Origin of the sequence: Hymenobacter telluris, from assembly GCF_017313265.1 — a bacterium.
GTDB classification, from domain to species: domain Bacteria; phylum Bacteroidota; class Bacteroidia; order Cytophagales; family Hymenobacteraceae; genus Hymenobacter; species Hymenobacter telluris.
The window spans coordinates 287,319-312,324 of record NZ_JAFLQZ010000003.1 but is presented as its reverse complement, the minus strand read 5'-3'; the positions used below and the strand labels follow the sequence as shown (position 1 = coordinate 312,324).

Here is a 25,006-nt window from a genome sequence, read left to right as displayed (position 1 = left end):
CGGCTTCCTTCTGCGCCAGGGTGAAAAGCCACGTAAATAGTCGGGCTCTGGGGAACAATTCCAACGAAATTAGTCTTGATAGATAGTGTTAGTTTCAACACAAGACGCTATTTTTAAGCCCAGATACAGCCCAATGAACGACCAGCGCATTCAGGAAAAGCTAAGCATTTTGGCAGACGCCGCCAAGTACGATGTATCGTGCTCGAGCAGCGGGGGCAAGCGCAAAAATGAGTCCAAAGGGCTCGGCAACGCCGAAGGCATGGGCATTTGCCACAGCTACACCGAAGACGGTCGTTGCGTGAGCTTGCTCAAGATTCTGCTCACCAACCATTGCATTTTCGACTGCGCCTACTGCGTGTCCCGCAAAAGCAACGACGTGAAACGCGCCGCCTTCACCGTGGATGAAGTAGTGGACTTGACCATGAACTTCTACCGTCGAAACTACATCGAAGGGCTGTTCTTAAGTTCCGGTATTTTCTCGTCGCCCGACTATACGATGGAACGGCTGGTGCGCATCATCAAGAAACTGCGCACCGAGCACAATTTCAACGGCTATATCCACGTGAAAGCCATTCCGGGCGCTTCGGAAGAGCTGATTCAGGAAGCCGGCCTGTACGCCGACCGCCTGAGCGTGAACATTGAGTTGCCCTCGGAAATGAGCTTGCAGAACCTGGCGCCCGAGAAGAATTACGAGGAGATTCTGACCCCGATGGCCCAGATTCGGGACGGCATCACCAAGAATAAGGAAGAGAAGGCGCTGTTCAAGAAAGTGCCGCAGTTTGCCACGGCCGGCCAAAGCACCCAGCTCATTGTGGGCGCGTCTGCGGAAAACGACCTTGAAATCATCAACCTCACCGACTCGCTCTACAAAGGCTACGGCCTGAAGCGCGTGTACTACTCCGGCTACATTCCGGTAACCGACGACGCCCGCCTGCCCCAGGTAACGCAGCCACCCCTGATTCGGGAGCACCGCCTCTACCAAACCGACTGGCTGATGCGCTTCTACGGTTTCCAGGCCGACGAAATCCTCGATCCAGCGCACCCCTTCCTCGATTTGGAAGTGGACCCCAAGTTGGCCTGGGCCCTACGCAACCGCCACGTATTCCCGATTGACGTGAATACCGCCGACTTTGAAATGATTCTGCGCATTCCCGGCGTGGGCGCCCGGTCGGCCAAACGGATTGTGGCCGCCCGCCGGTTTGCGCCCATCACCCTCGACCACCTGCACAAGTTTGGGGTGGTGCTCAAGCGCGCCAAGTTCTTCTTGACCTGCCGCGGCCAGGCCCTCTCCACCCGCGACTACGACGAGCAGACCATCCGCCGCCAGATTCTGTTTGGTGCGGGTTCGGTTCGGTCGGCGCTGGTTACGCAGCAGCTCGATTTGTTTGCGCAGGCTTCTTAACTCGTTTTTCGTTGTTGGTTCATCGATTTTCGAGGGAATGAAAAGCCTACTGGTATGACGAAAGAAAACGCGGAAAACCAAACAACAACAAACCAATAACGACCCATGACCATCTCACACCGCGCCGCCGACGCGTCGGCCGCCACCCTCGAAGCCGCCCAGCCCAAGAAAGTAGCCCGCATTGCCTGCTGCTGCAAGCTTTCCGACTTGTTGCCGTTGGTGCAGGAATTGCACCGCGAAGCTGCTCGGGCCAATGCCGCGCAGGTGTCGCAACGCTCGGAGGCCGCCTGAAGGGCAGTGGTTCCACCGCAACTTTACGCCCGGCAAGGGGGTACGCGGTGGTATGGACTTCGAACTTGAGCACCACTATGTTGCTACCAACGGCATCAGGCTGCATGTGGTGCAGTGCGGACCCACCAATGGGCCACTGGTTGTTCTGCTGCACGGCTTCCCCGAGTTTTGGTACGGCTGGCGCCAGCAGATTCCGGCGCTGGCCGCGGCCGGCTACCGCGTGTGGGTGCCCGACCAGCGCGGCTACAACCTCAGCGCCAAACCCCGGCGCGTGGCCGATTACCGCATCAACCAACTAGGTGCCGATGTACTTGGGCTGCTGGATGCCGCGGGCCAAGTGAAGGCCACCGTGGTTGGGCATGACTGGGGCGCGGCCGTAACGTGGTGGCTGGCGGCGCAGCATCCGGAGCGGCTGCAGCGGGTGGCTGTTCTGAACGTGCCGCACCCAGCGGTACTGGGCCAGGCTTTGCGCCGCACGCCCCGGCAGTTGCTGAAAAGCTGGTACGTGTTTTTCTTTCAACTGCCGTGGTTGCCTGAGCGCCTGATTCGGCGGCGGCAATACCGGTTTGGGCGGGGCGCGCTGCGGGGTACCAGCCGCCCCGGCACGTTTTCTTCCGATGAGTTGCGGGAATACGTGCAAGCTTGGTCGGAGCCGGGGGCACTTACCGGCATGGTCAACTGGTACCGGGCGGCTTTTCGGAGCCCCCGCCGCGCCGGCAAGCCTGAGCGCATAGCTGTGCCGGTGCGGCTACTATGGGGCCGGCAAGATGCTTTTTTGGAACCGGTATTGGCGGCACTTAGCGCGGAACTGTGCGCCAACGCCGAGCTTACGTATTTCGATAAAGCCACGCACTGGCTACACCACGAAGAGCCCGAGGCCGTAAACGAATTGCTACTGAAGTTTCTGGGTAGCTAAGCTATTTCAGATAGCGCAGGAATTAGCATTCAGACCGTCATGGTGAGCGGAGTCGAAGCACCTCTACTGCTTCGGCTGCGTACGGCAGAAGTTAGTTTGGCGGTAGAGATGCTTCGACTCCGCTCAGCATGACGGTCTATTACTAATTTCTACTAGCACATTTTAATAGCTGCAAGCCAGCAACCACTAGCCTCCTCCCATGAGCCGCTCCCTGTCGCCTACCAACCGCCGTGCTACTACCGCCGTTGCCACCACTACGGCGGGCCCGCGGCGGCCGGCCCCGGAGCTAAGCCAGCCCCCCCTCGATTACGCGTACGATGGGTCGTTTGAGGGCTTGCTGACGGTGTTTTTCAATGTGTACGACCGGAAGGCGGCGCCCAACAGTATTCAGCCGCTGGGGGCGGTGCAAGGCGGTTTGTTTGCCATGCCCGTGCCCATTGAAACCGACGAGGCCACTGCCGCCCGCGTGTGGGACGGCCTGCTCCGCTACATGGATAAGGAAGCGCGCACGCGGCTGTTCCATACATTTCTGAGCGAGCAGCCTGACCGGGAGTTGCTGATTTTCCGGTACGCCGACTTAGCCATGCGCGCCGGCCGTGACATTTCCGATAACTACGCCGACGACAACGTGCGCCGCGTGGCCAGCATCGCGCAACAGATGTACCGCGAGAAACATCGTATGGAAGCCTTCGTGCGCTTCGAGAAAACGTCGGACGGCTTGTTCCACGCCACCATCGACCCGGATTTCGACGTGCTGCCACTGATTGCGCCCCACTTCACCAAGCGCTACGCCGACCAGCGCTGGCTGATTTTCGACAAGCGCCGCCGCTACGGGCTGTATTACGACCTCCAGCGGACCGACGTAGTGGAGTTTGAAAGCACCGCTCCGCAGCGCAACACGGCTATTTCGGCTACGGTGCTTGATGAGCGGGAGCCGCTGTTCAAGCTACTCTGGCAGTCGTATTTCGACCACGTAAACATTCCGGAGCGCAAAAACATCAAGCTGCACCGCCGCCACATGCCGCTGCGCTACTGGCGCTACCTCAGCGAGAAGCAGCCGCGGGAGCAACGCTTCCAGCCCATCAAAAACAAGCGGCCAATCGGTTAGCGGAATGTAGCATGGTAGTAGCGCGGAAGCCACAGGAAATCTGTTCCGCGACGAGCGGAGCGAGTATCTGGTATTGTGCAGTATGTTCTACCGCGCAGGAACTCGCGCTGCTCGTCGCGGAACGGATTTCCTGTGGCTTCCGCGCAACGTAGGATATGCGCGGCTCGAATGCCCGGCCATAAGGCAAAAGCGGTAATTTGCGGCCCTGATACGGCGCGCCGGTGGTGGCGGGCCGCAACCCAACCTATTGTTATGAGTAGCACCCTCGTTTTCGGAGCCTCGGGCCAGCTTGGTCAGTGTTTGAAGCACGTTGCAGCGGAGAGAAACAACACCGGCCTGGTTTTCCTGCCGGAAGAAGAAGCCAACATCCTGGATATGGGGATGCTGCAAAAGGCGTTCGAGCAGTATAAACCTGCGTATTGCATCAACTGCGCTGCGTATACCGCTGTGGATAAAGCCGAAGACGAGGTGGATATTGCCCGAAAAGTCAACAAAGACGGCGCCGAGAACCTGGCCAAGATGTGCGGTGAATACGGCACCACGCTTATCCACATTTCCACCGATTTCGTGTTTGCGGGCACCGGCAACCAGCCGCTGGTGGAAACCGACGAAGCCGCGCCCATCAGCGTGTATGGCCTCACCAAGCTGGAAGGCGAGCAGGTAATTCCGCCGCATACCAACCAGTATTTCATCTTGCGCACCAGCTGGCTGTATTCCGAATACGCCAACAACTTCGTGAAAACGATGCTACGCTTCGGGCGGGAGCGGGAGGAGATGCGCGTTATCTGGGACCAAACCGGCACGCCTACCTACGCCATCGACCTGGCCGGCTGCATCCTCACCATTATCGAAAGTGAGAACCAGCAGTACGGCATCTACCACTATAGCAACGAGGGCGTTACGTCGTGGTACGACTTCGCGCACGCCATCTTCGAGCTGGGCAACGTGACGGTGCGCACCGTGCCCATCCGTACCACCGAGTATCCCACCAAAGCCACGCGCCCGGCCTATTCCGTGATGGACAAGACCAAGGCCAAAACCCAGCTCGGCGTCGCCATCCCGCATTGGCGCGACAGTCTGAAGGTGTGTATTGGGCGGCTGTAAGAACATTAGCATAGGTAGAATTGTCCTGCTGAGCATCTTAAAAGCGGGACAGTTTTATCTATGCTTTTATACAGAGCCGTTCAGTGCTGTATTGATATTTTAGTTTAATTTCTGAAAGCGGCTACCTGTCCATTCATAAAATTCAGGAATCGGGTAAGCAGAATTTACTAAGTATGTCTGGTCTTCACTGTCTATATAATAATCTGTGATGAGCAGTCGGCTCGTAAGTTGGTAGGATAATCCTAGTGCTGTTTCTGGCGCATCATAAATGCGGCCAGTACGTTGGTCTACAAGTACAGATTGTTGGCAGTTGCTACCGCAACCCCAAGTAACTAAACGGTAGTGTCCAGCAAAGTTGGCAGGCTGTTGAGCACTTTCTTTTATACGAGTGATGTGTCTCTTCGCCTGTTTATTGGTAGTAAAGTCAGGAGCAACAGCATTACTACGGAATGAAGCCTTAGCAGGAAATTCTGCAAAGGAATACCGATACGAAAATTTTCGGGATACATATAAACTGCTTCCTCGTAGAGCAGTATCGCCTATCACAGCAATACTCTCATTATGAAAAAGAGTATCCATTCCACTCCGCAAAGCAGATGATGAGCTACCGGCTCGTACGATGGTCACATGATGTTGAGCAGGCCCTTCTACTATATATTCTTTGTCTTGAAAAAGAATTGTGTTTAATACTCTAGGTTTTGGTAGCGTACTGATCGGTATCTTTTTGACCTTTTTATGTTCGCATCCCAGAAGTAAGTTGGTATAGAAAAGTGTAAGGGTGAATAGGGTAATTCTATTTGGTAATGAAAGAGCAGATACTATTGCCATTTTTGGTATTATTAACCTTATAAATATAACAAAATATATTTTTATATCAACTAGTTATTCTGTGATGACAAAGACTTTATTATTTTAATGCTCTTCCATAAAACCGGTTCACCAGGTACGCCAGCCCTACAAAGCCTAAGCCTACGCCGCACACGCCGGGCCACTGAAAATGGTCCCAGGCGAGGCCGCCGAGGAAGGAGCCGAGCGAAGCACCCATGAAGCTGGCGGTCATGTACACGGTGTTGAGGCGGCTGCGGGCTTCGGGTAAGAGCGTGAAAATGCGGGTTTGGTTGGAAATGTGGGTTATCTGCTGGCCCACATCCAGAATGATAACGCCTACTACCAGGCCCACCAGGTAGTACCCGCCAAACCCGAGCAGCACATACGCCCCCAGAAACAGCAGAATCCCGAGGGTAATGCCGTAGTCGGGGCCTTTGCGGTCGGCGGATTTACCGGCGAAGGAGGCGGCAAACGCGCCGCTGGCTCCAATCAGGCCGAAGAGGCCGGCCACGTCGGCGTGGTAATGGTAGGCGTCGCTTTCCAGGAAGAACACCAGCGTGGTCCAGAAAGCGCTGAAGCCTCCGAACATGCAAAGCCCCACCAGCGCCGAGCGGCGCAACGTAGGCAGCGCGCTGGTAAGCGTGCCCAACGACCGTAGCAAGCTGCCGTAGCTGCCCGCGAAGCTGGGCTGATTGCGCGGCAGCATGCGGTACAGCGTGGCCGTAAGCAGCACCATTATCCCGGCGCCCACCCAAAACATGGTGCGCCACCCGAAATGCAGCCCCACATAGCCGCTGATGGTGCGGGAAAGCAGAATCCCAATCAGCAGGCCGCTCATCACCTTGCCCACCACGCGGCCCCGCTCTTCGTTACTGGCCAGGGAGGCGGCCATCGGAATCAGGAGTTGCGGCACGGCCGAAAAGATGCCGATAAGCAGGCTGGCTACTGCCAGTAGCGCAAAGCTGGGCGCTGCCGCCGCGCCCGCCATGCAAACGGCCGCCGCCATGAGTAGCGCCAGAATCAGGCCTTTCCGCTCGCGCTTGTCGCCGAGCGGTACCACGAAGAGCAGGCCTAGCGTATAACCTACCTGCGTAATGGTGGCCACCAAGCTCACCCGGCTTTCGGAGAGCCCGAAGGTGCGGCCAATTTCGGCGAGCAAGGGCTGATTGTAGTAGATATTGGCCACTACCAACCCGCAGGTAACGGCCATCAGCCACACCAAAGCGGGGGCAAGTGGCGCAGCGGGAACGGTAGCAGCGTGGGTGGTTTGGGTGGGCTGCGGCGCAGCCACAAGTTGGTCTTTCATGAGGCAAATGGTAGCCGCTGCTATACGCCGGCGGCTTTCCTGGCCTCAGGTAACCAGATTCTCAGGTGGAAGGTTGCACAGAACCGCAATGCAGAGGTAGTAGCGCGAAGCCTTTGCTTCGCGGATTGTAGGGCGAGTGGGTGCCGACAATCGGTATACTGACCTGGAAATTGCGCTGGCAGATGGCCTGGAAGCAACGATACGCGAAGCAAAGGCTTCGCGCTACTAAATCTGAAGCTCTTTAGGCGCAGCCGGAAGTGGCGTGCTGCTTTTTATACAGCCCCGGCGTAATACCCTCGTACTGCTTGAACAGCTTCTGGAAGTACGCTGTATTGTTGAAGCCAGCCCGGAAACACACGTCGGCCACCGAGTTGAGCGGGTTGCGCAACAGGCGCTTGGCTTCCGCAATCCGCTCCTGAATGATGTACTCGATGGGCGTGAAGCCCAACTCGCGCTTGAACACCCGGAAGAACGTGGCCTTGCTCATGCACGCCAGTTCGCTGAGCTTTTCCACCGTAATCTGCTCGGTGAGGTGCTGCTTGATGTACTGCACCACGGCCGCAAAGCGGTGGGAAGTAAGGTGCTGGGCGTAGTTATGAAAAATCAGTTGGCGGGCCTGGGTCTGCATGAGGCGCACCAGCATTTCCTGAATGGTAAACGTAGCCAGCACATCCTTCACGCGGCCACTGTCGCGGGAGAGCTGCACGAGGCGCTCCAGGGTGCCGGTGAGTTCGGGCGTGTTCTGGAAGTGGGCGTGGTCGAGGGTGTCGAGCTGCCAGGCCATGTGTGCCTCGGCGCGCGGGTGCTCTTCGTTGAGCAAATCCACGGTCTGCCGGATGGTATCCGTGGGGATGGCCACGGCCAGGCACTGCGTGGGGTTGTTTTCGTCGGCTTCGGGGAAGTCGATAACCATGGTTTCGTCTTCGCCCACAATCACCGACTCGCCGGGCAGATAATCGAAAGCTGGCCGGCCCGCCAGGTGCATCACTTTCTTGCCTTGCAGCATAGTAGTCAGCACCACATGGCCCATACTCAGGGGCACTTGGTGCGCCGTCCGGTGCGTTTCAAATACGTTCAGCTCGAAGGCGTTCAGCGAATACACCGTACGGTTCTCAACCAGCGTCGAAAGCTGATCGGCTTTGTGCAAGGCAATAGGGGCAGGCAGGTGAGACTGGGGCATACGAGCGAGTACACTAGCGTTGAACCGAAAAGGAAAGACAAGCAGCAGTTGTAAATACAAGATAGTGAGTCATTACTTACATCCGGCGGAGGGATAACAGTTCAACGGCAAAAATGGGTTGCAACTTGCGACGATAGGCGGCTTTTGTGAGAGGATATTACAGCTACAACCGCAGGTACACGTGCTAGCTTGGCTTATCCAAACTCAACCCCCTACGCACCAATGGAAACCCTCGAAAAACCCACCACCCTCGTTGGCCGCCCTCAGTTCAAATCGCACTACGACAATTTCATTGGCGGCAAATGGGTAGCCCCGGTGAAAGGGCAGTACTTCGAAAACCCGTCGCCAATTGATGGCAAGGCGTTTTGTAAGGTAGCCCGCAGCACCAAAGAGGATATTGAGCTGGCCCTCAACGCCGCGCACGAAGCCTTCAAGAGCTTCAGCAAAACGTCGGCTACCGAGCGGAGCAACATGCTCAACAAGATTGCCAACGTCATCGAAGAAAACCTCCAGCATTTGGCCGCTGTGGAAACTGTGGAAAACGGCAAAGCCATCCGCGAAACGCTGAACGCCGACCTGCCGCTGGTAGTAGACCATTTCCGGTACTTTGCCAGCGTGATTCGGGCCGAGGAAGGCAGCGCCACCGAGCTGAATTCCACCACCTTATCGATGAACATTCAGGAGCCGCTGGGCGTGGTCGGCCAAATTATTCCCTGGAACTTCCCGCTGCTAATGGCCACCTGGAAGCTGGCCCCGGCGCTGGCCGCCGGCTGCTGCGTGGTGATGAAGCCCGCCGAGCAAACGCCCGCTTCCATTATGGTACTGATGGAGCTGATTCAGGACCTGCTGCCGGCGGGCGTGGTGAACGTGGTGAACGGCTTCGGGCTGGAAGCGGGCAAGCCGCTGGCCTCGTCGCCGCGGGTGCAGAAGGTGTCGTTTACCGGCGAAACCACCACGGGCCGCTTGATTCTGCAATACGCCGCCGAAAACATCATTCCCGTCACGATGGAGCTGGGCGGCAAGTCACCGAACATCTTCTTCAGTAGCGTACTAGCCGCCGATGACGACTTCCTCGACAAAGCCATTGAAGGTGCCGTCATGTTTGCGCTCAACCAGGGCGAAATCTGCACCTGCCCGTCGCGCATGCTGGTGCAGGAAGACATCTACGACGAGTTTATTGCCCGCGTGATTGAACGGGTAAAGGCCATCAAGCTCGGCAACCCGCTCGACACCGACACCATGATGGGTGCCCAAGCCAGCAACGACCAGTTCGAGAAAATCCTGAGCTACCTGGAAATCGGGAAGGCCGAAGGAGCCGAAGTGCTGACCGGTGGCGACGCCTACCAGCAGGAAGACGGCGCGCTGGCCGAAGGCTACTATATTCAGCCTACGGTGTTCCGCGGCCACAACAAGATGCGCATCTTCCAGGAGGAAATCTTCGGCCCGGTGCTGTCGGTAACCACTTTCAAAACCGTGGAAGAAGCCATAGCACTTGCCAATGACACGCTTTACGGTCTCGGCGCCGGCGTCTGGACCCGCGACGCGCACGAGCTGTACGAAGTGCCCCGCGCCATTCAGGCCGGCCGTGTATGGGTGAACTGCTACCACGATTACCCCGCGGGTGCGCCGTTCGGTGGCTACAAAGCCTCCGGCTACGGCCGCGAGAATCACAAGATGATGCTCAGCCACTACCGCCAAACCAAGAACATGCTCATCAGCTACAGCCAAAAGCCGCTAGGTTTCTTTTAAGCTACTTCAGGTAATTGGCTGTCATCCTGAGCTTGCGAAGGACCCTATCACGCCAGCACAAGTCGTTGTTACGTCTGTTGTTCAAGTGTGGTAAGGTCCTTCGCAAGCTCAGGATGACAAATTATTTTATTACTCATTCCCCTGTTGCTACATGACTACTCCCCGCGTCCTAGTAACTCCAGCCGCCGAAGCTACCATCGACGTTCTGCGCGACGAGCACGGCCCGCTGATGTTTCACCAAAGTGGCGGCTGCTGCGACGGTTCCTCTCCCATGTGCTTTACTAAGGGTGAGTTCCGGGTAGGCGCCAACGACGTGTGGCTGGGCCAGATTCATGGCTGCGACTTTTTCATGAGTGCCAGCCAGTTCGAGTACTGGAAACACACCCAACTCACGGTAGACGTAGTGAAAGGCCGCGGCGCCAGCTTCTCGCTGGAAATTCCGCTTGGTGTCCGGTTTCTGATTCGCTCCCGCTTGTTCACGCAGGAAGAAGAACAGAACATGGCCCCCGTGTATGATGGGGAAGAGTACCTCACGCGGCCAATGGAAGCGTAGCAAAAATAATTTTTAGTAACGTAAAAGCCCCCGGCAACTGGTTGCCGGGGGCTTTTCAACGTATAGGGCACATGCCCGAAAATCTTTTGATGCAAGTAGAGAAAAGCGTTGGCCTAACGGGCTTGGGCGTATTGCTGCTCGCTCAGCACGCTACGCCGCTACTTGCAAGCTTCGAGCTGTACACGCAGTGGCGGGTGCAACTCGTGTTTCCGGATGGAGGCCGCCTGGAAGCTACGGCTGGGGTTGAGGAAGTGTCGCGCCCAGCTGGTTCGCTTGATGGAGCTGCCGTTGAAACGCGGGCGTTGCTGCTGGCACAGGACGAGGTAGAATCTGTGCCGGCGGGTACGCAGGTGTATTTGCTAACGCCAGCAACTAGTTTCTAACCCGTACTGGCAGGCCTTCGAGCTGCACGTAGCTGAGCTTCCAGGCGTTTTTGGCGTTCTTCTTCCACAGCAGAATGAAGTTGCCTTCGCCTTCGCCGCGCGGCATGTTGGGGCCTTCGGGCACTACCTCAGTGGAGAAGGTGCCGGCTTCGTAGGCAGTTTGGGTATCGGTGCCGGAGCTGGTGGCGTAGGTTTTCAGGTCGGTGATGGTGCCCAGCGTGGCGCGCACCCACTTATCGGATACTTCCGACTTGCCTTTGAAGTGCGTTTCGCCCTGCGAATACTGAATATCGTCGGCGAGGAGCGTATCGAGCTGGGCCGTGTTGCGGCTGTTCCAGGCCCCGATAAACTGCTGGTTGAGGGCTTGCACATTAACAGCTTCGGCGGGCTTTTTATCCGTGGAGCAAGACGCCAGAGATACTGCCGCGAGTAGCAAGCTGAAATAGGTTTTCATGGGTTCAGGGTTTGGTAGGTGATAAGTAGCAGGATGAAAAACCCCAAGCGCAAGGCTCGGGGCTTTTAGGTAGTTGGTAGTACGTAGTTGGATACGGGACAAGCACCGCGCGTCTAGCATGCAGCTAGTTAATGCCCTAAGTTCAACTACGCACTACCAACTACCTATTTTACAAGAACGAAACCGGAAGACTACCAGCTCTTACGACGCACTTCCGAGCTAGGATAAGCCGAAGCCCGGTCGCCGTACGAAGCGTTGGGCAGGTAAGCACCGCTGGCAGCAGTAGGCGCGTAGGCAGCCTGATTGTTGCTGTTCAGGGTGTACATCACGCCGGCGGCGGGAGCAGCGGCTAAGGCAGCGGCGGCAGCGGGTGAAACAGCCGGAGCGGCCGACGACTTAGCCAGTGCGGTAGCGTTGCCTTTTGCAACCCCGGCGCGGTAGGCCGCTACCCGGCGGGCTTCAGCCCGGTTGGCGGCAGCTACCCGGGCAGCTTCGGCTTTGCGCTTATTGTCGGCATTCTTGCCAATTACGTAGCCAAGGCCGGCACCGGCTGCCCCACCCACGGCCCCACCCACTACTCGGTTACGCTTGTTGATAAGAGCACCGGCAGCAGCGCCACCAAGGCCCCCAATTACGGCACCTTTAGCGTGTGAGCTGATGCGCTTTTGCGCTTGGGCATTGATGCTGAAAACCGAGGCGAAAATCATTACCAGAGCGAGAAGCAAACTGACCTTTTTCATGACAAAGAAATTTAGAGTTTCAAGAAACATTCACTCACTTGAGAGGGAAGTTTACAAGCACCGTGCCATTACGGTTGACGAGCTTACAGGGTTGAGAAAAACTATACAATTTCTGGAACCAATAAATATAGCCAGAATAACAGTTGGTGCTGCTAAATAACAGAGCCCCTGGCTGTTTGGGCCAAGGGCTCTGTTGCGCAATAAAATTTTTGGTGCGGGGCTTATTTCGTAAGCCAGCCGTTGGCGTCCATCCAGTTTTGGAGGCGGTCCGTCCAGTTGTCTTTGGTGGTTTTGTTGTTCATGCCGAAGCCGTGGCCGCCTTGCGGGTAGAGGTGCATTTCGGCGGGCACTTTGTGGTATAGGCAGGCCTCGTAGAAGCGTAGGCTGTTCTGCACCTTCACCGTTTTGTCGTCGGCGGCGTGCACCAGGAAGGTGGGCGGGGTTTGGGTGGTTACCTGTAGCTCGTTGGAATACAGCTTGACCTGGTCGGCGGGCGGGTTGCTGCCGATGAGGTTGGTGCGGGAGCCGCCGTGCATCAGGCTGTCGGAGAAGCTGATAACCGGGTAGAGCAGCATCAGGAAATCGGGCCGGACGGAGGTGTTGGTTTTGTCGTCGCCTACGGGTTTGGCGAAGTGCGTGCCGGCCGTGGAAGCCAGGTGCCCGCCCGCCGAAAAGCCCATCAGCCCAATCCGGGCCGGGTTTATGTTAAACTCGGTGGCCCGCTGCCGCACCAGCCGAATGGCCTGCTGCGCATCCAGTAGCGGCGCAATCGACTTGTCGGGCTGGCTTTGGTCGTTGGGCAGGCGGTACTTGAGCACGAAGGCCGTAACGCCCATTTCGTTGAGGCGCTTGGCTACGTCGTAGCCTTCGTGGTCGATGGCCAGCCGGGCGTAGCCGCCGCCGGGACAGATGATAACTGCCGTGCCGTTGGCCTTTTCTTTGGCCGCCCGAAATACCGTCAGCGTGGGCTGGATGACGTTGGAAATCCGGATTCTGCCGCCCGTTTCCGTCACCATATTCTCCTTCACCTCGCTGGGCTTGGAGTTCGGAATCGTGACGGAATAGATGGAAATAACCTGCTGGGCGTGCAGCAAAACGGACGAGCAGCTAAGTAAGGCAGTCAGGAAAAGCGCTTTCATCGAGAAGTAAGAACAAGTGAGTGGTGCAGCAAGGTACTTCGCCAGTGAATGAAACCATTTAACTCAAGTTGCGAAGTAGCCGCGTAGCGGCAAGAGGTTTGTAGCAGATACAGCGACAGTAGGTGTGCGCCGCGTAGCGGTGCAAGAGGCACCGGCATTCTTGCACCGCTACGCGGCGCTTCGTGCCGAAGACAACCCGTTCTACAAACCTCTCACCGCTACGCGGCTACCTTACAACTTGGATTATTTAGAAAGTCGGCCAGCTTCTTCCAATTGGCAAGCTCAGCATGACAGTCTTTTTTACTAGCAGGCGGAATGTTACTTACTGGCCTGCTGATCCAGGAACAGGTAGCGTGGCCGGTTGGTATCGGGCTCTACGCTGGTGGTTACGTCCACGCGCAGCACCGGGGAGGCTCCGGCTTTGGCCGCGGGCCAGATAGGCAGGCCGGCGCCGTTGGGGTTGCCGGTCTTGATGAAGTTGGCGAAATAACTCTGAAGCGTGGCCGATACTTTGTAGTCGTCGGGCGTCCAGGCGTATACTTTGTTGGTGCCGAGGTTGCCCAGCGCGTACTCGATTTCGGCGGAGTGGACGGCCCCCTTGGCCGGTGGGGCTTTGGGCGCGCTGGCTTCCTGTTTCACTACGCCACCGGCCAGCCCAGCTTTGGCGTTGCCCATTGCTGGGGTCATGGCGGGGCGGGGGCGGGCGTAGAGGTAGCGGTACACAGGCTGCCCGCTGGTTTGCAGGTGCGCGTCGGCCCATTTCCAGGTGCTGTAGGCAATAAACCGGTCACCGGCCAGGTCGGTGGCGGCTTGCTCCACTTGCGCATCGGTGGTGGCGGGGTAGAGCTTCTGGATTTCCGCGGCTTGGTCGCCGTACAGCTTTTGCAGCGCCTTGGTGTAGTTTTCTACGGTTGGTTTATCCGGGCCCAGCATAGACTGATAGCCCATTTCCTGCGAGTTCCAGCCTACCAGCAGCGGCACGCGGGCCTGCTCACCGGCCGCAAACGTAGCGGCGGGTTTCTTCACCAAAAAGTAGTTGTCGAGGATGGGACCGAAGCGCGGGGCGCCGGGCTTGCCGGTGGCTTCCAGTAGCTGCTGCGCCGGCAAGGCACGCAACGCTGCCAGGGAAGTAGCCCCGAGGCTGGTGGCGAAGGTCACTCCGTTTTTTTCGGCTTCCGCCAGCGGCAGCGGGCCAAAGCTGGTGTTCAACATCGAGCCACTTTCGCCAATGGCCCGCGCAAATAGCGTCTTCGCCAGTGGCGAAGCCATTTGCGCACTCACCGACATGGAGCCCGCCGATTCGCCGGCAATAGTTACCTGCCTGGGGTCGCCGCCGAAAGCGGCAATGTTCTGCTGCACCCAGCGCAACGCGGCAGTTTGGTCCAGGAAACCATAGTTGCCGGAAGCCTGATTCGGCGACTCTTTCGACAGCTCGGGGTGCGCCATAAAGCCGAACACGCCGAGCCGGTAGTTTACCGTTACGGCCACAATGCCGCGGCGGGCCATGCTTTCCCCGTCGTAGCGCGGCTCCGACCCGTCGCCGGCCTGGAAGCCACCGCCGTAGAAATATACCAACACCGGCAGGCCTTTTTGCCCGGCTTTGGCGGGCGTCCACACGTTCAGATACAGGCAGTCTTCACTCACGCCGTTGGAGCGGAAGTTCATGTCGCCGAACAAGGGTAGCTGCATGGCGCGCGGCCCGAACTGCCTGGCTTGGCGCACGTTCATCCAGGGCTGGGCGGGTTGCGGCGCCTGCCAGCGCAGGTTGCCCACGGGCGGCGCGGCAAACGGTACGCCTTTAAACACCCGCAACTTATCGACGACGGTGCCTTCCAGGGTGCCCTGCGCCACTTTCACTTGCGCAGGGGCTTGCGTTGAAGCAGTAGTTTTCGAGGATTGCGCAAACACGAGGGCAGGAGTAGGGGAGAGGAGCAGCGGCAAAAGCCAAATCAGTTTCATAGCGGGAGGGAGTTGGTGTTTGTGAACAGGTTGAGCGACACGGTTAGCAAGCTTGGTCGGGCCAATTTTTTCTACTGTTGGTCGGCTTTACACCCAATGTAGCGCGGAAATCTGTTCCGCGACGAGCAACGCGAGTTCCTACGTGTTAGCGCAATACCGGATACTCGCGTTGCTCGTCGCAGAACAGATTTCCTGTGGCCTCCGCGCTACATGCCGCTAGCTGTTTCAACCCTCCGTAAAAGTGAACTGCCCCTGGGCTATATAAATAACTCAGGGGCAGTGTCTTTCAACCGGCGAGAACCAGATTACGCCGGGTTCGGGGCTGCCGAATGGTCGCCTTCGCCGGGGCCTTCTTCTTTGGGGCCGCCGTGCTCTTCGTCGGGCTTGTAGTTGGCTTCCAGCTCGGCCAGCTTCTCTTTGCCGTAGGCGAAGCGGGTAATCAGCACATACAGCACCGGCACAATGAAAATGGCCAGCAGCGTAGCCGAAAGCATCCCGCCAAGCACCGTCCAGCCGATAGTCTGGCGGCTTTGGGCACCAGCGCCGGAGGCGAATACCAGCGGCAGTACGCCGAGAATAAACGCCAGCGAGGTCATTACAATAGGGCGCAAGCGGAGGCGCACGGCTTCCAACGTAGCATCCACCAGCGGCATGCCTTTATCTACCCGCTCTTTGGCGAATTCGATAATCAGAATGGCGTTTTTGGCCGACAAACCAATCAGCGTAATCAAACCAATCTGGGCATACACGTTGTTGGTGAGCTTGGGCAGGAAAATCAAGGCCAGGATAGCGCCAAAGGCCCCCAGCGGCACGGCCAGCAGCACCGAAAACGGCACCGACCAGCTTTCGTACAGTGCCGCCAGGAACAGGAACACGAACGTGAGCGACAACGCGAAGATGTACACCGTCTGGCCACCGGCCAGCAATTCCTCGCGGCTCAACCCCGAAAACTCGAACCCGTAACCCGCTGGCAACGCTTGCGAAGCCGTTTCCTGCAAGGCCTTGATGGCGTCGCCGGACGAGTAGCCGGGGGCGGGGTTCCCGTTGATTTCGGCGGAGCGGAACAGGTTGTAGTGCGAGATGAGCGGGGCACTTTCGGTGCGCTTGTAGCTGGTGAGCGTGCTCAGGGGCACCATGCCGCCCACGTTGTTGCGCACGTAATACTGGCCCAGGTTGCTGATGTCGGCGCGGTACATGCTGTCGGCTTGGGTTACCACCCGGAAGTTGCGGCCGTACACCGTGAAGTCGTTGACGTAGGCCGAGCCCAGGTAGGTGCGCAGGGCCGTGCCCACATCAGCAATGGACACGCCGAGCTTCTTGGTTTTTTCCCGGTCGATGGTGAGCTGGTAGCCGGGTGTGTTGGCCGTGAAGAACGAGAACGAGCCGGCAATTTCGGGCCGCTTGCGCAACGCCCCGAGGAAGTTCTGGAGCTGGGCATCAAAGTTCTTGATGTCGCCGCCCGCTTCCCGCTCCTGCAGCACAAACGAGAAACCACCGGTGTTGCCCAAGCCCGGAATAGCCGGCGGCGAAATTACCACCACGTTGGCTTCTTTGAACTTGCTTAGGCGTTTTTGGATGGTGGCAATCAGGCCCTGCAACTGCACGGCCTCGTCTTTACGCTCTTCCCAGGGCTCCAGCTGGCAGAACACCGTGCCGCTGTTCGACTTCGAGGAGAAGTTAACCGCGTTCAGGCCACCCAAACCAGCGTAGTGCCGGATGCCTTTAATCTGGCCCAGCTCTTTCATGATGCCGTTCAGCGTGTTCACGGTGCGCTCGGTGGAAGATGCTTCGGGCAAGTTGAACGTGACGATAATCCGGCCTTCGTCCTCGGTGGGGATAAAGCCGCCGGGCTTTTTCATGAACAGCAGCACCGTGCCGGCCACAATGCACACCAGAATAATAACCACAAAGCGGGAGTGCTTGATGCCGCGCTGCACGCCGGCGCCGTACTTGCCCGTCACTCTGTCAAACCAGTTGTTGAACTTAAAGAACAGCTTGTCGATGCCGCGCGAGTTTTCGTCGCGCTTGTGGGGCTTGAGCAGCAGCACGCACAAAGCCGGCGTGAGCGAAAGGGCCACAAACGCTGAAATCAGTACCGAAATGGCAATGGTAATAGCGAACTGCTGATACAAACGGCCGGTGATGCCCGGAATGAACCCTACCGGCACGAATACCGCCGCCAGAATCAGGGCAATGGCAATAACTGGGGCCGAAATTTCGCGCATGGCTTCCAAGGTGGCTTCCAGCACCGGCAGGTTGCGTTGGTTCATGTTGTGTTCCACGGCTTCCACCACCACAATGGCGTCATCGACCACAATGCCAATGGCCAACACGAAACCGAACATGGTGAGCGTGTTGATGGTGAAGCCGAGCGGAATAAAGAACAGGAAGGTACCCACAATGGACACCGGAATAGCCAGTACCGGAATAAGCGTGGAGCGCCAGCTTTGCAGGAACAGGAACACCACCACCACTACCAGCAGCAGGGCTTCTACCAGCGTGTGCAGCACTTCCTCGATGGATACTTTCACCACAGAAGCCGCTTCAAACGGTACCACGTAGGCCAGGTCAGACGGGAACTGCTTTTTCAGGCCTTCCATCGTGGCATTCACGTTTTCGAAGGTCTCCAGGGCGTTGGCGCCGGGGGCCTGATACACCAGCAGGTAGGCGGCGCGCTTACCGTCCACAAACGAGTTGCTGGCGTAGTTGAACTTGCCTAATTCCAGGCGGGCCACGTCTTTCAGGTACACCACCGAGCCGTCGGTGGGCTGGGTTTTCACGATGATGTTGCCGAACTCCTCGGTGTTGGTGAGGCGGCCTTTCACGAACACAATGTATTCGAAGGTTTGGCCGGTTTGAGCGGGCGGGGCGCCAATGGAGCCAGCCGCAATCTGCGCGTTTTGCTCCTGAATGGCGGCCGTCACGTCTTGAGCCGTTACGCCCAGCTGCGAGAGTTTATCGGTTTTCAGCCACACGCGCATCGAGAAGTCGTCGGCGCGGGATACAATGTCACCTACGCCTTTGGTGCGCAGCAAGGCGTCCTTAATGAACACGTTGGCGTAGTTGTCGAGGAAGGTGGTGTTGTGGGTGCCTTTGGGGGCATACAGGGCCACCAGCATCAGAATGCTGGGGTTCCGCTTGCGCACAATCAAGCCCAGGCGCTGTACTTCCTGCGGCAGCGTGGGCAGGGCAATGCCCACCCGGTTTTGCACGTCGAGGGCGGCAATGTTGATGTCGGTACCCACTTCGAAGTTCACCGTCATGCTCATCTGCCCGTTGCTGGTGCTGTTGCTTTGCAGGTAAGTCATGCCGGGCGTACCGTTTACCTGCACTTCCACGGGCGTGGCCACGGTTTGCTCCACGGTTTGGGCATCGGCGCCGGTGTACGTGCCCGTTACGGATACCGTGGGCGGGGTAATTTCCGGATACTGCCCTACCGGCAAGTTCAGGATGGCCAGCACCCCAACCAGCACAATCACCAGCGAGGTGACAATGGCCGTAACGGGGCGCCGAATAAAGGTTTCTGCAATCATGTTGTAGTGCTTAGTGCGTGGTGCCTAGTGCTTAGAAGAACGTCATGCTGAGCATGTGGCGCATCAAGCCAGTGTGCGCAGCCGTAGTCGAAGCATCTCGCTGGTATGGTAAACTCTTTTGCTACAGCAACATCAGCAGGCGAGATGCTTCGGCAAGCGGACGCCAGATCAAGCATGATGTTCTGGTACTAGTGGTTGAGTTACTTGGCGGCGCCAGCGGCTGGGGCGCCTGCTTGCGCCTGAGCGGGCGTACCCGTCTGAATCTGGCCACCGTCGCGCAGTTTCTGCACGCCTTCCGTCACCACTTTGTCGCCGTCTTTCAGGCCTTTGATTATCACAATCTGGTCGCGGAGGCGGGGGCCGAGCTGCACTTTGCGCTGGTAGGCTTTGCTGCTGTCGCCGGCCACAAACACGAAGTTCTCACCCATCTGCTCCACAATAGCCTTGTAGGGCACCACAATGCGGCGGCCCGACTGCCGGTTGAGCACGTTGAGCACGGCGCTCATCCCATCCTTCAACTCGCGCTGGGGGTTGCTGAACTGCACCCGAATCTGGACGGTACCCGTACCCTGGGCCACAGCCCGGTCGATGGCCAGAATCTTGCCGGGCTGCTTGTACGCCGTGCCATCGGGCAGCACCAGCCGGAACGTGGAATCGTTGCGGCCGCTCTGGTTCTGCAAGCTCTGGAAGCGGCCCAGGTCCGACTCCGTCACCACGAAGTCAACGCCCATGGGGTTTTCGGCGCTGATGGTGTTGAGCAGCGTGGTGCCGGGGCTCACCTGGGAACCCAGGCGCACCTGCGAAATACCAATGCGGCCCGTAAATGGGGCATTAATTACCGAATAGTCGAGGTCGGTGCGGGCCAAAGCTACGGCGGCCTGGGCTTCGGCTACCTGCGCCTGGGAGGTGGCGTACGTGGTAGCGGCATTATCTACCACTTGCCGGGCAATGGCGTCCTGCTGGGCCAACCGCTGGTAGCGGTCCAGGTTCACCTGGTTGTTTTGCACGGTAGCTCTGGCACTGCGCAAGCCGGCCAAGGCCTGCTGATACGCCGCCTGGTACTTGCGCCGGTCGATTTCGTACAGCGGCTTGCCTTTCTGCACCACTTCGCCTTCCTTGAAATAAATCTGGGTGATGAAACCGGCGACCTGGCTGCGCAGTTCCACGTTGTTGAGGGCCACCACCGTGGCTGGATATTCATCGTAGTACACCGCGTCGGTGGTGCGGGCGTCAACCAGCGTAACGGGGGTGGCGGGCGGCGGACCAGCCGCTTTTTCGTCTTCTTTCTTGCCGCAGGCCGCGAAGGTCAGCAGGCCAACGGTGCAGGCCAGGGCCAGGTATTGCTTGTTCATAAGGGGTGGCGCTAAAGCTTTAGGCCGTCAGGCAGCAGCGGGACCGGGGCCGCGCGCGCACTGAGGTGGTGATTACTTGTTGGTAGTGAGTAGTTGGTATTGGGTAGTGAGTGTGGAGTAGATGGTGTTCGAGGGCAGGTCTGGTGTTTTATTCCCGCTAATCAGTAAGATGATTACCACCTACTCATTACTTAATACTCACTACTTAGTACTCGGTTGGGAGCTGGCCAATGGCGCGTAGCAAATCTACTTTGCTGCCCAGCACCTGAAACAGGGCCGTGTAGTAGTTGAGCTGCGAGGTGCGCAGGGTGGTTTGGGCCACAATCAGGTCGATGTACGCCCGGATACCTTCCCGGTATTGCAGGTTGATAACGTCGTACACTTCCTTGGAGGCTTCCAGGTTGCGCTTGCCCAGCAGGTATTCGGTGTAGTAGCCTTTATAGGTAGCCAGCGCCGTTTCGTACTCGGTATTGATCTGGTTGCGGGTGTTGCTGATGTCCTCGTCGAGGCGAGTGTTTTGCAGGCGCGCCCGCCGGATGTTCTGGGTGCGCCGGAAGCCCGTGAAAATGGGCAGCCCCAGCTGAATGCCGGTGTAAGAGTTGGGGAAACGCGTTTGGTACTGCTCGCGCACCTCGTTGTTCTGAAACACCGAGTTGTAGTTGGCAAACGCCGATACCGACGGCAGGAAGCCGAAGCGGTAGTAATCGACGTTGATATCCTGCAAGGCCTTTTCGGTTTGCAGCTGCTGAATTTCGATGCGGTTGCTGATGTTGAGCGCCACCGTGGTATCCACAATGGCATCCTGTTCCAGCTTCAGCGTATCGTATTGCAGCGCCAGGGCCCGCTCGGGCGGCAGGCCCATCAGCTGCTTCAGATACGCTATTCGCGCTTTCACGGCCTCCTGCGCCTGTTTCTTGCCGGCCAAGGAATTGTTGAGCGATACTTCGGCCTGGAGGTACTCGGTTTTGTCGGCAATGCCGGTTTCGTAGCGCAGGCGGGCGTCACGGTAGTTGCGCTGCAAGCGGGCAATGTCCTGGCTGAACACGTCGAGCTGGCGCTGGGCCAGCAGCACGTCGTAAAACGCCTTGCTCACGTCCGATACGGTGGCAATCTTCACGTTCACCGTGTTCTGCTCGGCGGCGCGGAGGTTGAACCGCTTGCTGCGGGCGGCCAGGTTTACGTCGTTGTTGTAAATCACCTGCGTACCGCTCAGCCCCAGCGTAGTTACGTTGCGCACCCCAATCTGGCGCGGCGACAGTTGGCCGGTGGTAGGATCAGGAAAGATGGTGAATGGCAGCTGCAAATAATGCTGGGCCGTACCCGTGAAGCCCACTTGTGGCAGCCACGCCGACAGCGCAATCTGGTTGGAAGCCTTGGTGATTTCCTGGTCGATGCGCGCTTGCCGGACCAGCGGCTGGTTAACTAGGGCCGTGTTCAAACACTGCGCCAGGGTGAATTCGGTGCCATTGGCCGGCGGAAGGGTAGAGGAGGTTTGAGCTTGCGCCCATAGAGGGCCCAACCAAAGCAGGCCCAGCAGAAGCCGGAGCGTCTGAGTAGTTTTTTTCATACGAAATGGAATACAGCTACTGTGGTACGTAACTGGATTGTTTAGGGCTGGGTGACCCAATAGCAGACAGAGCGGCTTTCCCGGCACAGACACTACCCTTTTGGCAGGGCTGCACAAAAACCAGTATTTCTAGGACTGCTTTTCTGTTCGAAACAGCGAATCAAGCACCAAAAAATACCGATAACTGGGATACAAGGTGGGTAAACCGCAATAACTGTAAAAGGTTATGCAGTCAGCCGAAAAAGCTGATAGCCAAGGCTATGTTTACAGCTCGTTCACCGTTACCAACACATCGGTATTGCGGCCGTGGTCGTCGGCGCACGAGATTTTTAGTGGGCCGGGCGGCGGCTTGAAAAACACCCGCTCGGTAGCCGCCGCCGCCCGCAGAAACTTGTCGTTGACGTACCAATACACCTGCCGTACCTCGTTGTCGGTGGTGCAGCTGAGGAGTAACTGTTGCTGCTCGTGGCGGTTGAGTACGTACTCGGTATTGGCGGTGGGGGAGGTGATGGTAGGGGCCGACTCCCGGCCGCCGCGCACCAGCTGGCATTGCGGGTTGTGGGGTGGCAGCCGCTGGTATGGAATGCCCTGCGCTTCCTTGTATGCTGCCACTTCCGGCAACAGATTCGGGTACAGCGCCCGCCGAAAACCCGCTGCCGGCGCACAAGCCCGGCAATACACAAAGCTGCCATCCTCGGCCAGCAGCACCTCCCGCTGGTGTTGGCAGCGCCGCCCCTCCGATACGCCCGGCAGGAAATAGTCGATTATTTGGTTCGGGCAGGTTTCGTTCGGTACCAAGCCGGTTTCAGCGCATACCAACCGGAAATCCAGAGCGGCGGGCGGTACAAACCAGTCGTTGGGCGAGTTGTAGGCCAGGTCGTTGAAGATGTTGAACAGCAACGGCGTGGCTACGTCGGCACCGGTGAGGGCCGGGCTCCCGTGCCCGCTGAAATTGCCAATCCACACGCCCACCGTGTACTGCTTGTTGTAGCCGATGCTCCACGCATCACGGCGGCCGTAGCTGGTGCCGGTTTTCCAGGCAATTTTTGGTAGCCGCATGCTGCTGGCCGCACCCAACGGCAAATCGGGCCGCGTGAGCTGGGCTAAGATGTCGGTGGTAAGAAAGGCCGCAGCGGGAGAGACGAGCAGGACCTCACCCCCTAACCCCCTCTCCAAAAGAGAGGGGGCACTAGCTTTTAGCTTTTTAGAGCTAGAATTTAAGTCAAGTTCCCCCTCTCTTTTGGAGAGGGGGTTAGGGGGTGAGGTACGGCGTGAGGTCCTCATTAGCCGCAACTTCCCATAATGCCCGCCATTGGCCAGCGTCACGTACAGGTTGGTCAATTCCTCCAGGCTAGCCCCGCAGCCGCCCAGAATACTGCTCAACCCCAGGTGGCCCCGGTTGCGGCTGACGCTCTGAAAGCCAGCCTGCCGCAGCTTATCGGTGAAGTTGGCGACGCCCAATTCGTTGAGCACACGCACGGCCGGAATATTGAGCGAATACGCCAAGGCGCGCTCCAGGGTCACTTCCCCGTTGCAGTGCTTGTCGAAATTTTCGGGGCGGTAGCCCTGGAAATTGGTGGGCACGTCGGGTAGCACCAGCTTGGGCGTAACCAGGCCCCGGTCCATAGCCAGCGCATACAGAAACGGCTTGAGCGTGCTGCCCGGCGAACGAACCGCGGTTACGCCGTCGTTCTGGCCCTGGCTGCCGAAGTCGTGGAAGTCGGCCGAACCCACGTAGGCTTCCACCTGCCGGGTGCGGTTGTTCACCACCAGCACGGCAGCCTGCGTAATGCCCAGCTCGTGCAAGCGGCGTACGTAGTTGCGGGTCAGGTCTTCGGCCTTGGTCTGTTTGTTGCGCTGGAGGCTGCTCTGGATGATGGCCCGCCCCGGAAACTGCTGTACCAGCCGGCGCGAGAGGTGCGGAGCCAGCGTGGGCGCGGCGTGGCGCTGCACCTCCAGCGGTTCCAGCAAGGCGTCGGCCACGTCCTGCCGGGCAAACAAGCCCGCCTCCTGAAACCGCCGCAGCCACCGGTTGCGCTCTTGCAGCACCGCCGCATTGTTCTTGCCCAATACCAGGCCACGCGGGCGGTTCGGAATAATGGCCAGCGTCACGGTTTGAGCCAGGGAAAGGTAGTCGGGGGGCTGCTGGAAGTAGAGCAGCGCCGCCGACTTCACGCCTTCCACGTTGCCGCCGTAAGGCACCAGGTTCAGATACAGTTGCAGAATTTCCGCTTTACTATAGTGGATTTCCAGCTGCGTGGCGCGGGCCATTTCCAGCAGCTTGTTGCCAAAGGTGCGCTCCTTGGGTTCCAACAGGCGCGCCACCTGCATGGTGATGGTGCTGGCTCCTGTAGTACGCCCCGTGCCAAATACATTGCGCCCGGCAGCCTGCACCAAGGCCAGTGGGTTCACCCCGAAATGCCAGTAAAACCACCGGTCTTCCTTCTCAATAATAGCCTTGCGCAGCACCGGCGTAATTTCGCGCAGCTCGGTCTTCATCCGCCACTTCTGGGTGGGGTTGAGGTAAGCGTGCAGCACCGACCCATCAGCGGCCAGCACTAGCGGCGAGTACTGCGGCGCAGCTGGTACCGGAAACAGCCAATCCAGCCCAGCTAGCAACAGGAGTACTGCTACAAGCGCCCCCCCGAAAAGCCGCAAACCAGTCCGCCGATTCATAACCAAAGATACTTGCCAGGGGTATTGCTAGGAACGCCTGGGTAACTTGTGCCCAACAAAAAAGCCCGCTTGAATAAGCAGGCTTCTTGCAGTGGTAACTTTTGAGAATCGGCTACAAGCTAGCCGTTGAATGTGAGGTTTCGGTGGTGCCCGTGGCCGCCCAGTGCAATGCTTGCTCTTTCTGCTCCAGTGGGAAATGGTGTACTTCGGCAGGGCTTACCAGAGTAGCCAACGCCGCCGCCGCCTTAAGTAAGTTGTCATCGTCGCTGGTAATAGCTACGCGGTTGAAGTCGCGCCAGTGCCGGACATCCAGCTTAATGTCTTCCCACAAGGCTGTAGCCGTGATATAATTGAAGCTGCGCACGTCCAGATACAGGTTGATGCGGCCCCAGCGAGCTATTTTCTGCTCCAGTAGCGGAATTATGGCGTCGTAGTGTTCTTTTTCGAGGGTACCCGAGATGGTAAGGGACAGCAGGTTTTGTTCGGGATAATCAATGGTGTCGAACATGCAGGACAGATCAGGGTAAGTGAAAAAATAAGCTCTGGTTTACGGTTGAACGCAGCAGCTAGTTGACTTGTAGCAGTAGTGAGTCGCCACACACGCAAGGTCAGCTGCCAGTTCTGTAAAAACCATGAAGTTGACTGCTTCACCACATAAGTACTGAAGTCTGGTCGTATAGCAGTCAAGTACAGTGCCTATACCATCTTATACTTGTGTGCTTGCCAAGTGGTTGATTGTTCTGTTACGCTCATGTTAGCGTGTAGT

The 25,006-nt window shown here is 58.0% G+C and carries 20 protein-coding genes; 8 read left to right on the top strand and 12 right to left on the bottom strand.

Features of this window, described 5'->3' with window-relative positions; all coding sequences use genetic code 11:
* Positions 1 to 133: 133 nt before the first annotated feature.
* The 5 genes from J0X19_RS06195 (at position 134) to rfbD (ending at position 4,821) form a co-directional block, all read left to right on the top strand.
* On the top strand, positions 134 to 1,402 hold the full coding sequence (locus tag J0X19_RS06195) for a putative DNA modification/repair radical SAM protein (protein ID WP_206982682.1): 1,269 nt from the start codon (positions 134 to 136) through the stop codon (positions 1,400 to 1,402).
* 105 nt (positions 1,403 to 1,507) lie between these two features.
* Positions 1,508 to 1,693: a hypothetical protein gene (locus J0X19_RS06190; protein ID WP_206982670.1), complete on the top strand. Its 186-nt coding sequence runs from the start codon at positions 1,508 to 1,510 to the stop codon at positions 1,691 to 1,693.
* A gap of 52 nt (positions 1,694 to 1,745) precedes the next feature.
* Entirely contained in the window at positions 1,746 to 2,609 is an 864-nt protein-coding gene (locus tag J0X19_RS06185) for an alpha/beta fold hydrolase (RefSeq protein WP_206982667.1), read from the top strand.
* A gap of 199 nt (positions 2,610 to 2,808) precedes the next feature.
* On the top strand, positions 2,809 to 3,717 hold the full coding sequence (locus J0X19_RS06180) for a TIGR03915 family putative DNA repair protein (RefSeq protein WP_206982665.1): 909 nt from the start codon (positions 2,809 to 2,811) through the stop codon (positions 3,715 to 3,717).
* A 252-nt stretch (positions 3,718 to 3,969) separates the two neighbouring features.
* Positions 3,970 to 4,821: a dTDP-4-dehydrorhamnose reductase gene (rfbD, locus tag J0X19_RS06175; protein WP_206982662.1), complete on the top strand. Its 852-nt coding sequence runs from the start codon at positions 3,970 to 3,972 to the stop codon at positions 4,819 to 4,821.
* Positions 4,822 to 4,920: 99 nt separating this feature from the next.
* On the opposite strand, the gene J0X19_RS06170 is transcribed toward rfbD, so the two are convergent.
* From J0X19_RS06170 to J0X19_RS06160, 3 genes are all read right to left on the bottom strand, one after another.
* Complete coding sequence (locus tag J0X19_RS06170; protein ID WP_206982660.1) at positions 4,921 to 5,649, bottom strand: hypothetical protein; 729 nt, start codon at positions 5,647 to 5,649, stop codon at positions 4,921 to 4,923.
* Positions 5,650 to 5,728: 79 nt separating this feature from the next.
* Positions 5,729 to 6,955 (bottom strand): MFS transporter, encoded by a 1,227-nt coding sequence (locus J0X19_RS06165; protein WP_206982658.1) that lies wholly within the window; start codon positions 6,953 to 6,955, stop codon positions 5,729 to 5,731.
* A gap of 241 nt (positions 6,956 to 7,196) precedes the next feature.
* Entirely contained in the window at positions 7,197 to 8,135 is a 939-nt protein-coding gene (locus tag J0X19_RS06160; RefSeq protein WP_206982655.1) for an AraC family transcriptional regulator, read from the bottom strand.
* Between the two features lie 222 nt (positions 8,136 to 8,357).
* Here J0X19_RS06160 and J0X19_RS06155 point away from each other — a divergent pair, with 222 nt between their 5' ends.
* From J0X19_RS06155 to J0X19_RS06145, 3 genes are all read left to right on the top strand, one after another.
* Positions 8,358 to 9,884 (top strand): aldehyde dehydrogenase family protein, encoded by a 1,527-nt coding sequence (locus J0X19_RS06155; protein WP_206982653.1) that lies wholly within the window; start codon positions 8,358 to 8,360, stop codon positions 9,882 to 9,884.
* A gap of 151 nt (positions 9,885 to 10,035) precedes the next feature.
* Positions 10,036 to 10,437, top strand: coding sequence for a DUF779 domain-containing protein (locus J0X19_RS06150; RefSeq protein ID WP_206982650.1), 402 nt, complete (start codon positions 10,036 to 10,038; stop codon positions 10,435 to 10,437).
* A gap of 71 nt (positions 10,438 to 10,508) precedes the next feature.
* Entirely contained in the window at positions 10,509 to 10,820 is a 312-nt protein-coding gene (locus J0X19_RS06145) for a hypothetical protein (protein ID WP_206982648.1), read from the top strand.
* On the opposite strand, the gene J0X19_RS06140 is transcribed toward J0X19_RS06145, so the two are convergent.
* From J0X19_RS06140 to J0X19_RS06100, 9 genes are all read right to left on the bottom strand, one after another.
* Entirely contained in the window at positions 10,810 to 11,274 is a 465-nt protein-coding gene (locus J0X19_RS06140; protein WP_206982646.1) for a DUF4440 domain-containing protein, read from the bottom strand. The genes J0X19_RS06145 and J0X19_RS06140 overlap by 11 nt on opposite strands.
* Before the next feature lie 191 nt (positions 11,275 to 11,465).
* On the bottom strand, positions 11,466 to 12,014 hold the full coding sequence (locus J0X19_RS06135) for a YMGG-like glycine zipper-containing protein (protein WP_206982644.1): 549 nt from the start codon (positions 12,012 to 12,014) through the stop codon (positions 11,466 to 11,468).
* 221 nt (positions 12,015 to 12,235) lie between these two features.
* Entirely contained in the window at positions 12,236 to 13,153 is a 918-nt protein-coding gene (locus J0X19_RS06130; RefSeq protein ID WP_206982633.1) for an alpha/beta hydrolase, read from the bottom strand.
* Positions 13,154 to 13,471: 318 nt separating this feature from the next.
* Positions 13,472 to 15,112 carry a carboxylesterase/lipase family protein gene (locus tag J0X19_RS06125; RefSeq protein ID WP_206982632.1) on the bottom strand — a complete coding sequence of 547 codons (1,641 nt, stop codon included), beginning with the start codon at positions 15,110 to 15,112 and terminating at the stop codon, positions 13,472 to 13,474.
* A 305-nt stretch (positions 15,113 to 15,417) separates the two neighbouring features.
* The gene (locus J0X19_RS06120) at positions 15,418 to 18,645 is read right to left on the bottom strand and encodes an efflux RND transporter permease subunit (protein WP_206982630.1); all 3,228 of its coding nucleotides are present in this window, start codon (positions 18,643 to 18,645) and stop codon (positions 15,418 to 15,420) included.
* Between the two features lie 200 nt (positions 18,646 to 18,845).
* Complete coding sequence (locus tag J0X19_RS06115; protein WP_206982620.1) at positions 18,846 to 19,997, bottom strand: efflux RND transporter periplasmic adaptor subunit; 1,152 nt, start codon at positions 19,995 to 19,997, stop codon at positions 18,846 to 18,848.
* Positions 19,998 to 20,202: 205 nt separating this feature from the next.
* The gene (locus J0X19_RS06110; protein ID WP_206982617.1) at positions 20,203 to 21,564 is read right to left on the bottom strand and encodes a TolC family protein; all 1,362 of its coding nucleotides are present in this window, start codon (positions 21,562 to 21,564) and stop codon (positions 20,203 to 20,205) included.
* A gap of 264 nt (positions 21,565 to 21,828) precedes the next feature.
* The gene (pbpC, locus tag J0X19_RS06105; RefSeq protein ID WP_206982616.1) at positions 21,829 to 24,240 is read right to left on the bottom strand and encodes a penicillin-binding protein 1C; all 2,412 of its coding nucleotides are present in this window, start codon (positions 24,238 to 24,240) and stop codon (positions 21,829 to 21,831) included.
* Positions 24,241 to 24,352: 112 nt separating this feature from the next.
* Positions 24,353 to 24,748, bottom strand: a complete 396-nt coding sequence (locus tag J0X19_RS06100) for a SpoIIAA family protein (RefSeq protein WP_206982615.1) — start codon at positions 24,746 to 24,748, stop codon at positions 24,353 to 24,355.
* Between the last annotated feature and the right edge of the window lie 258 nt (positions 24,749 to 25,006).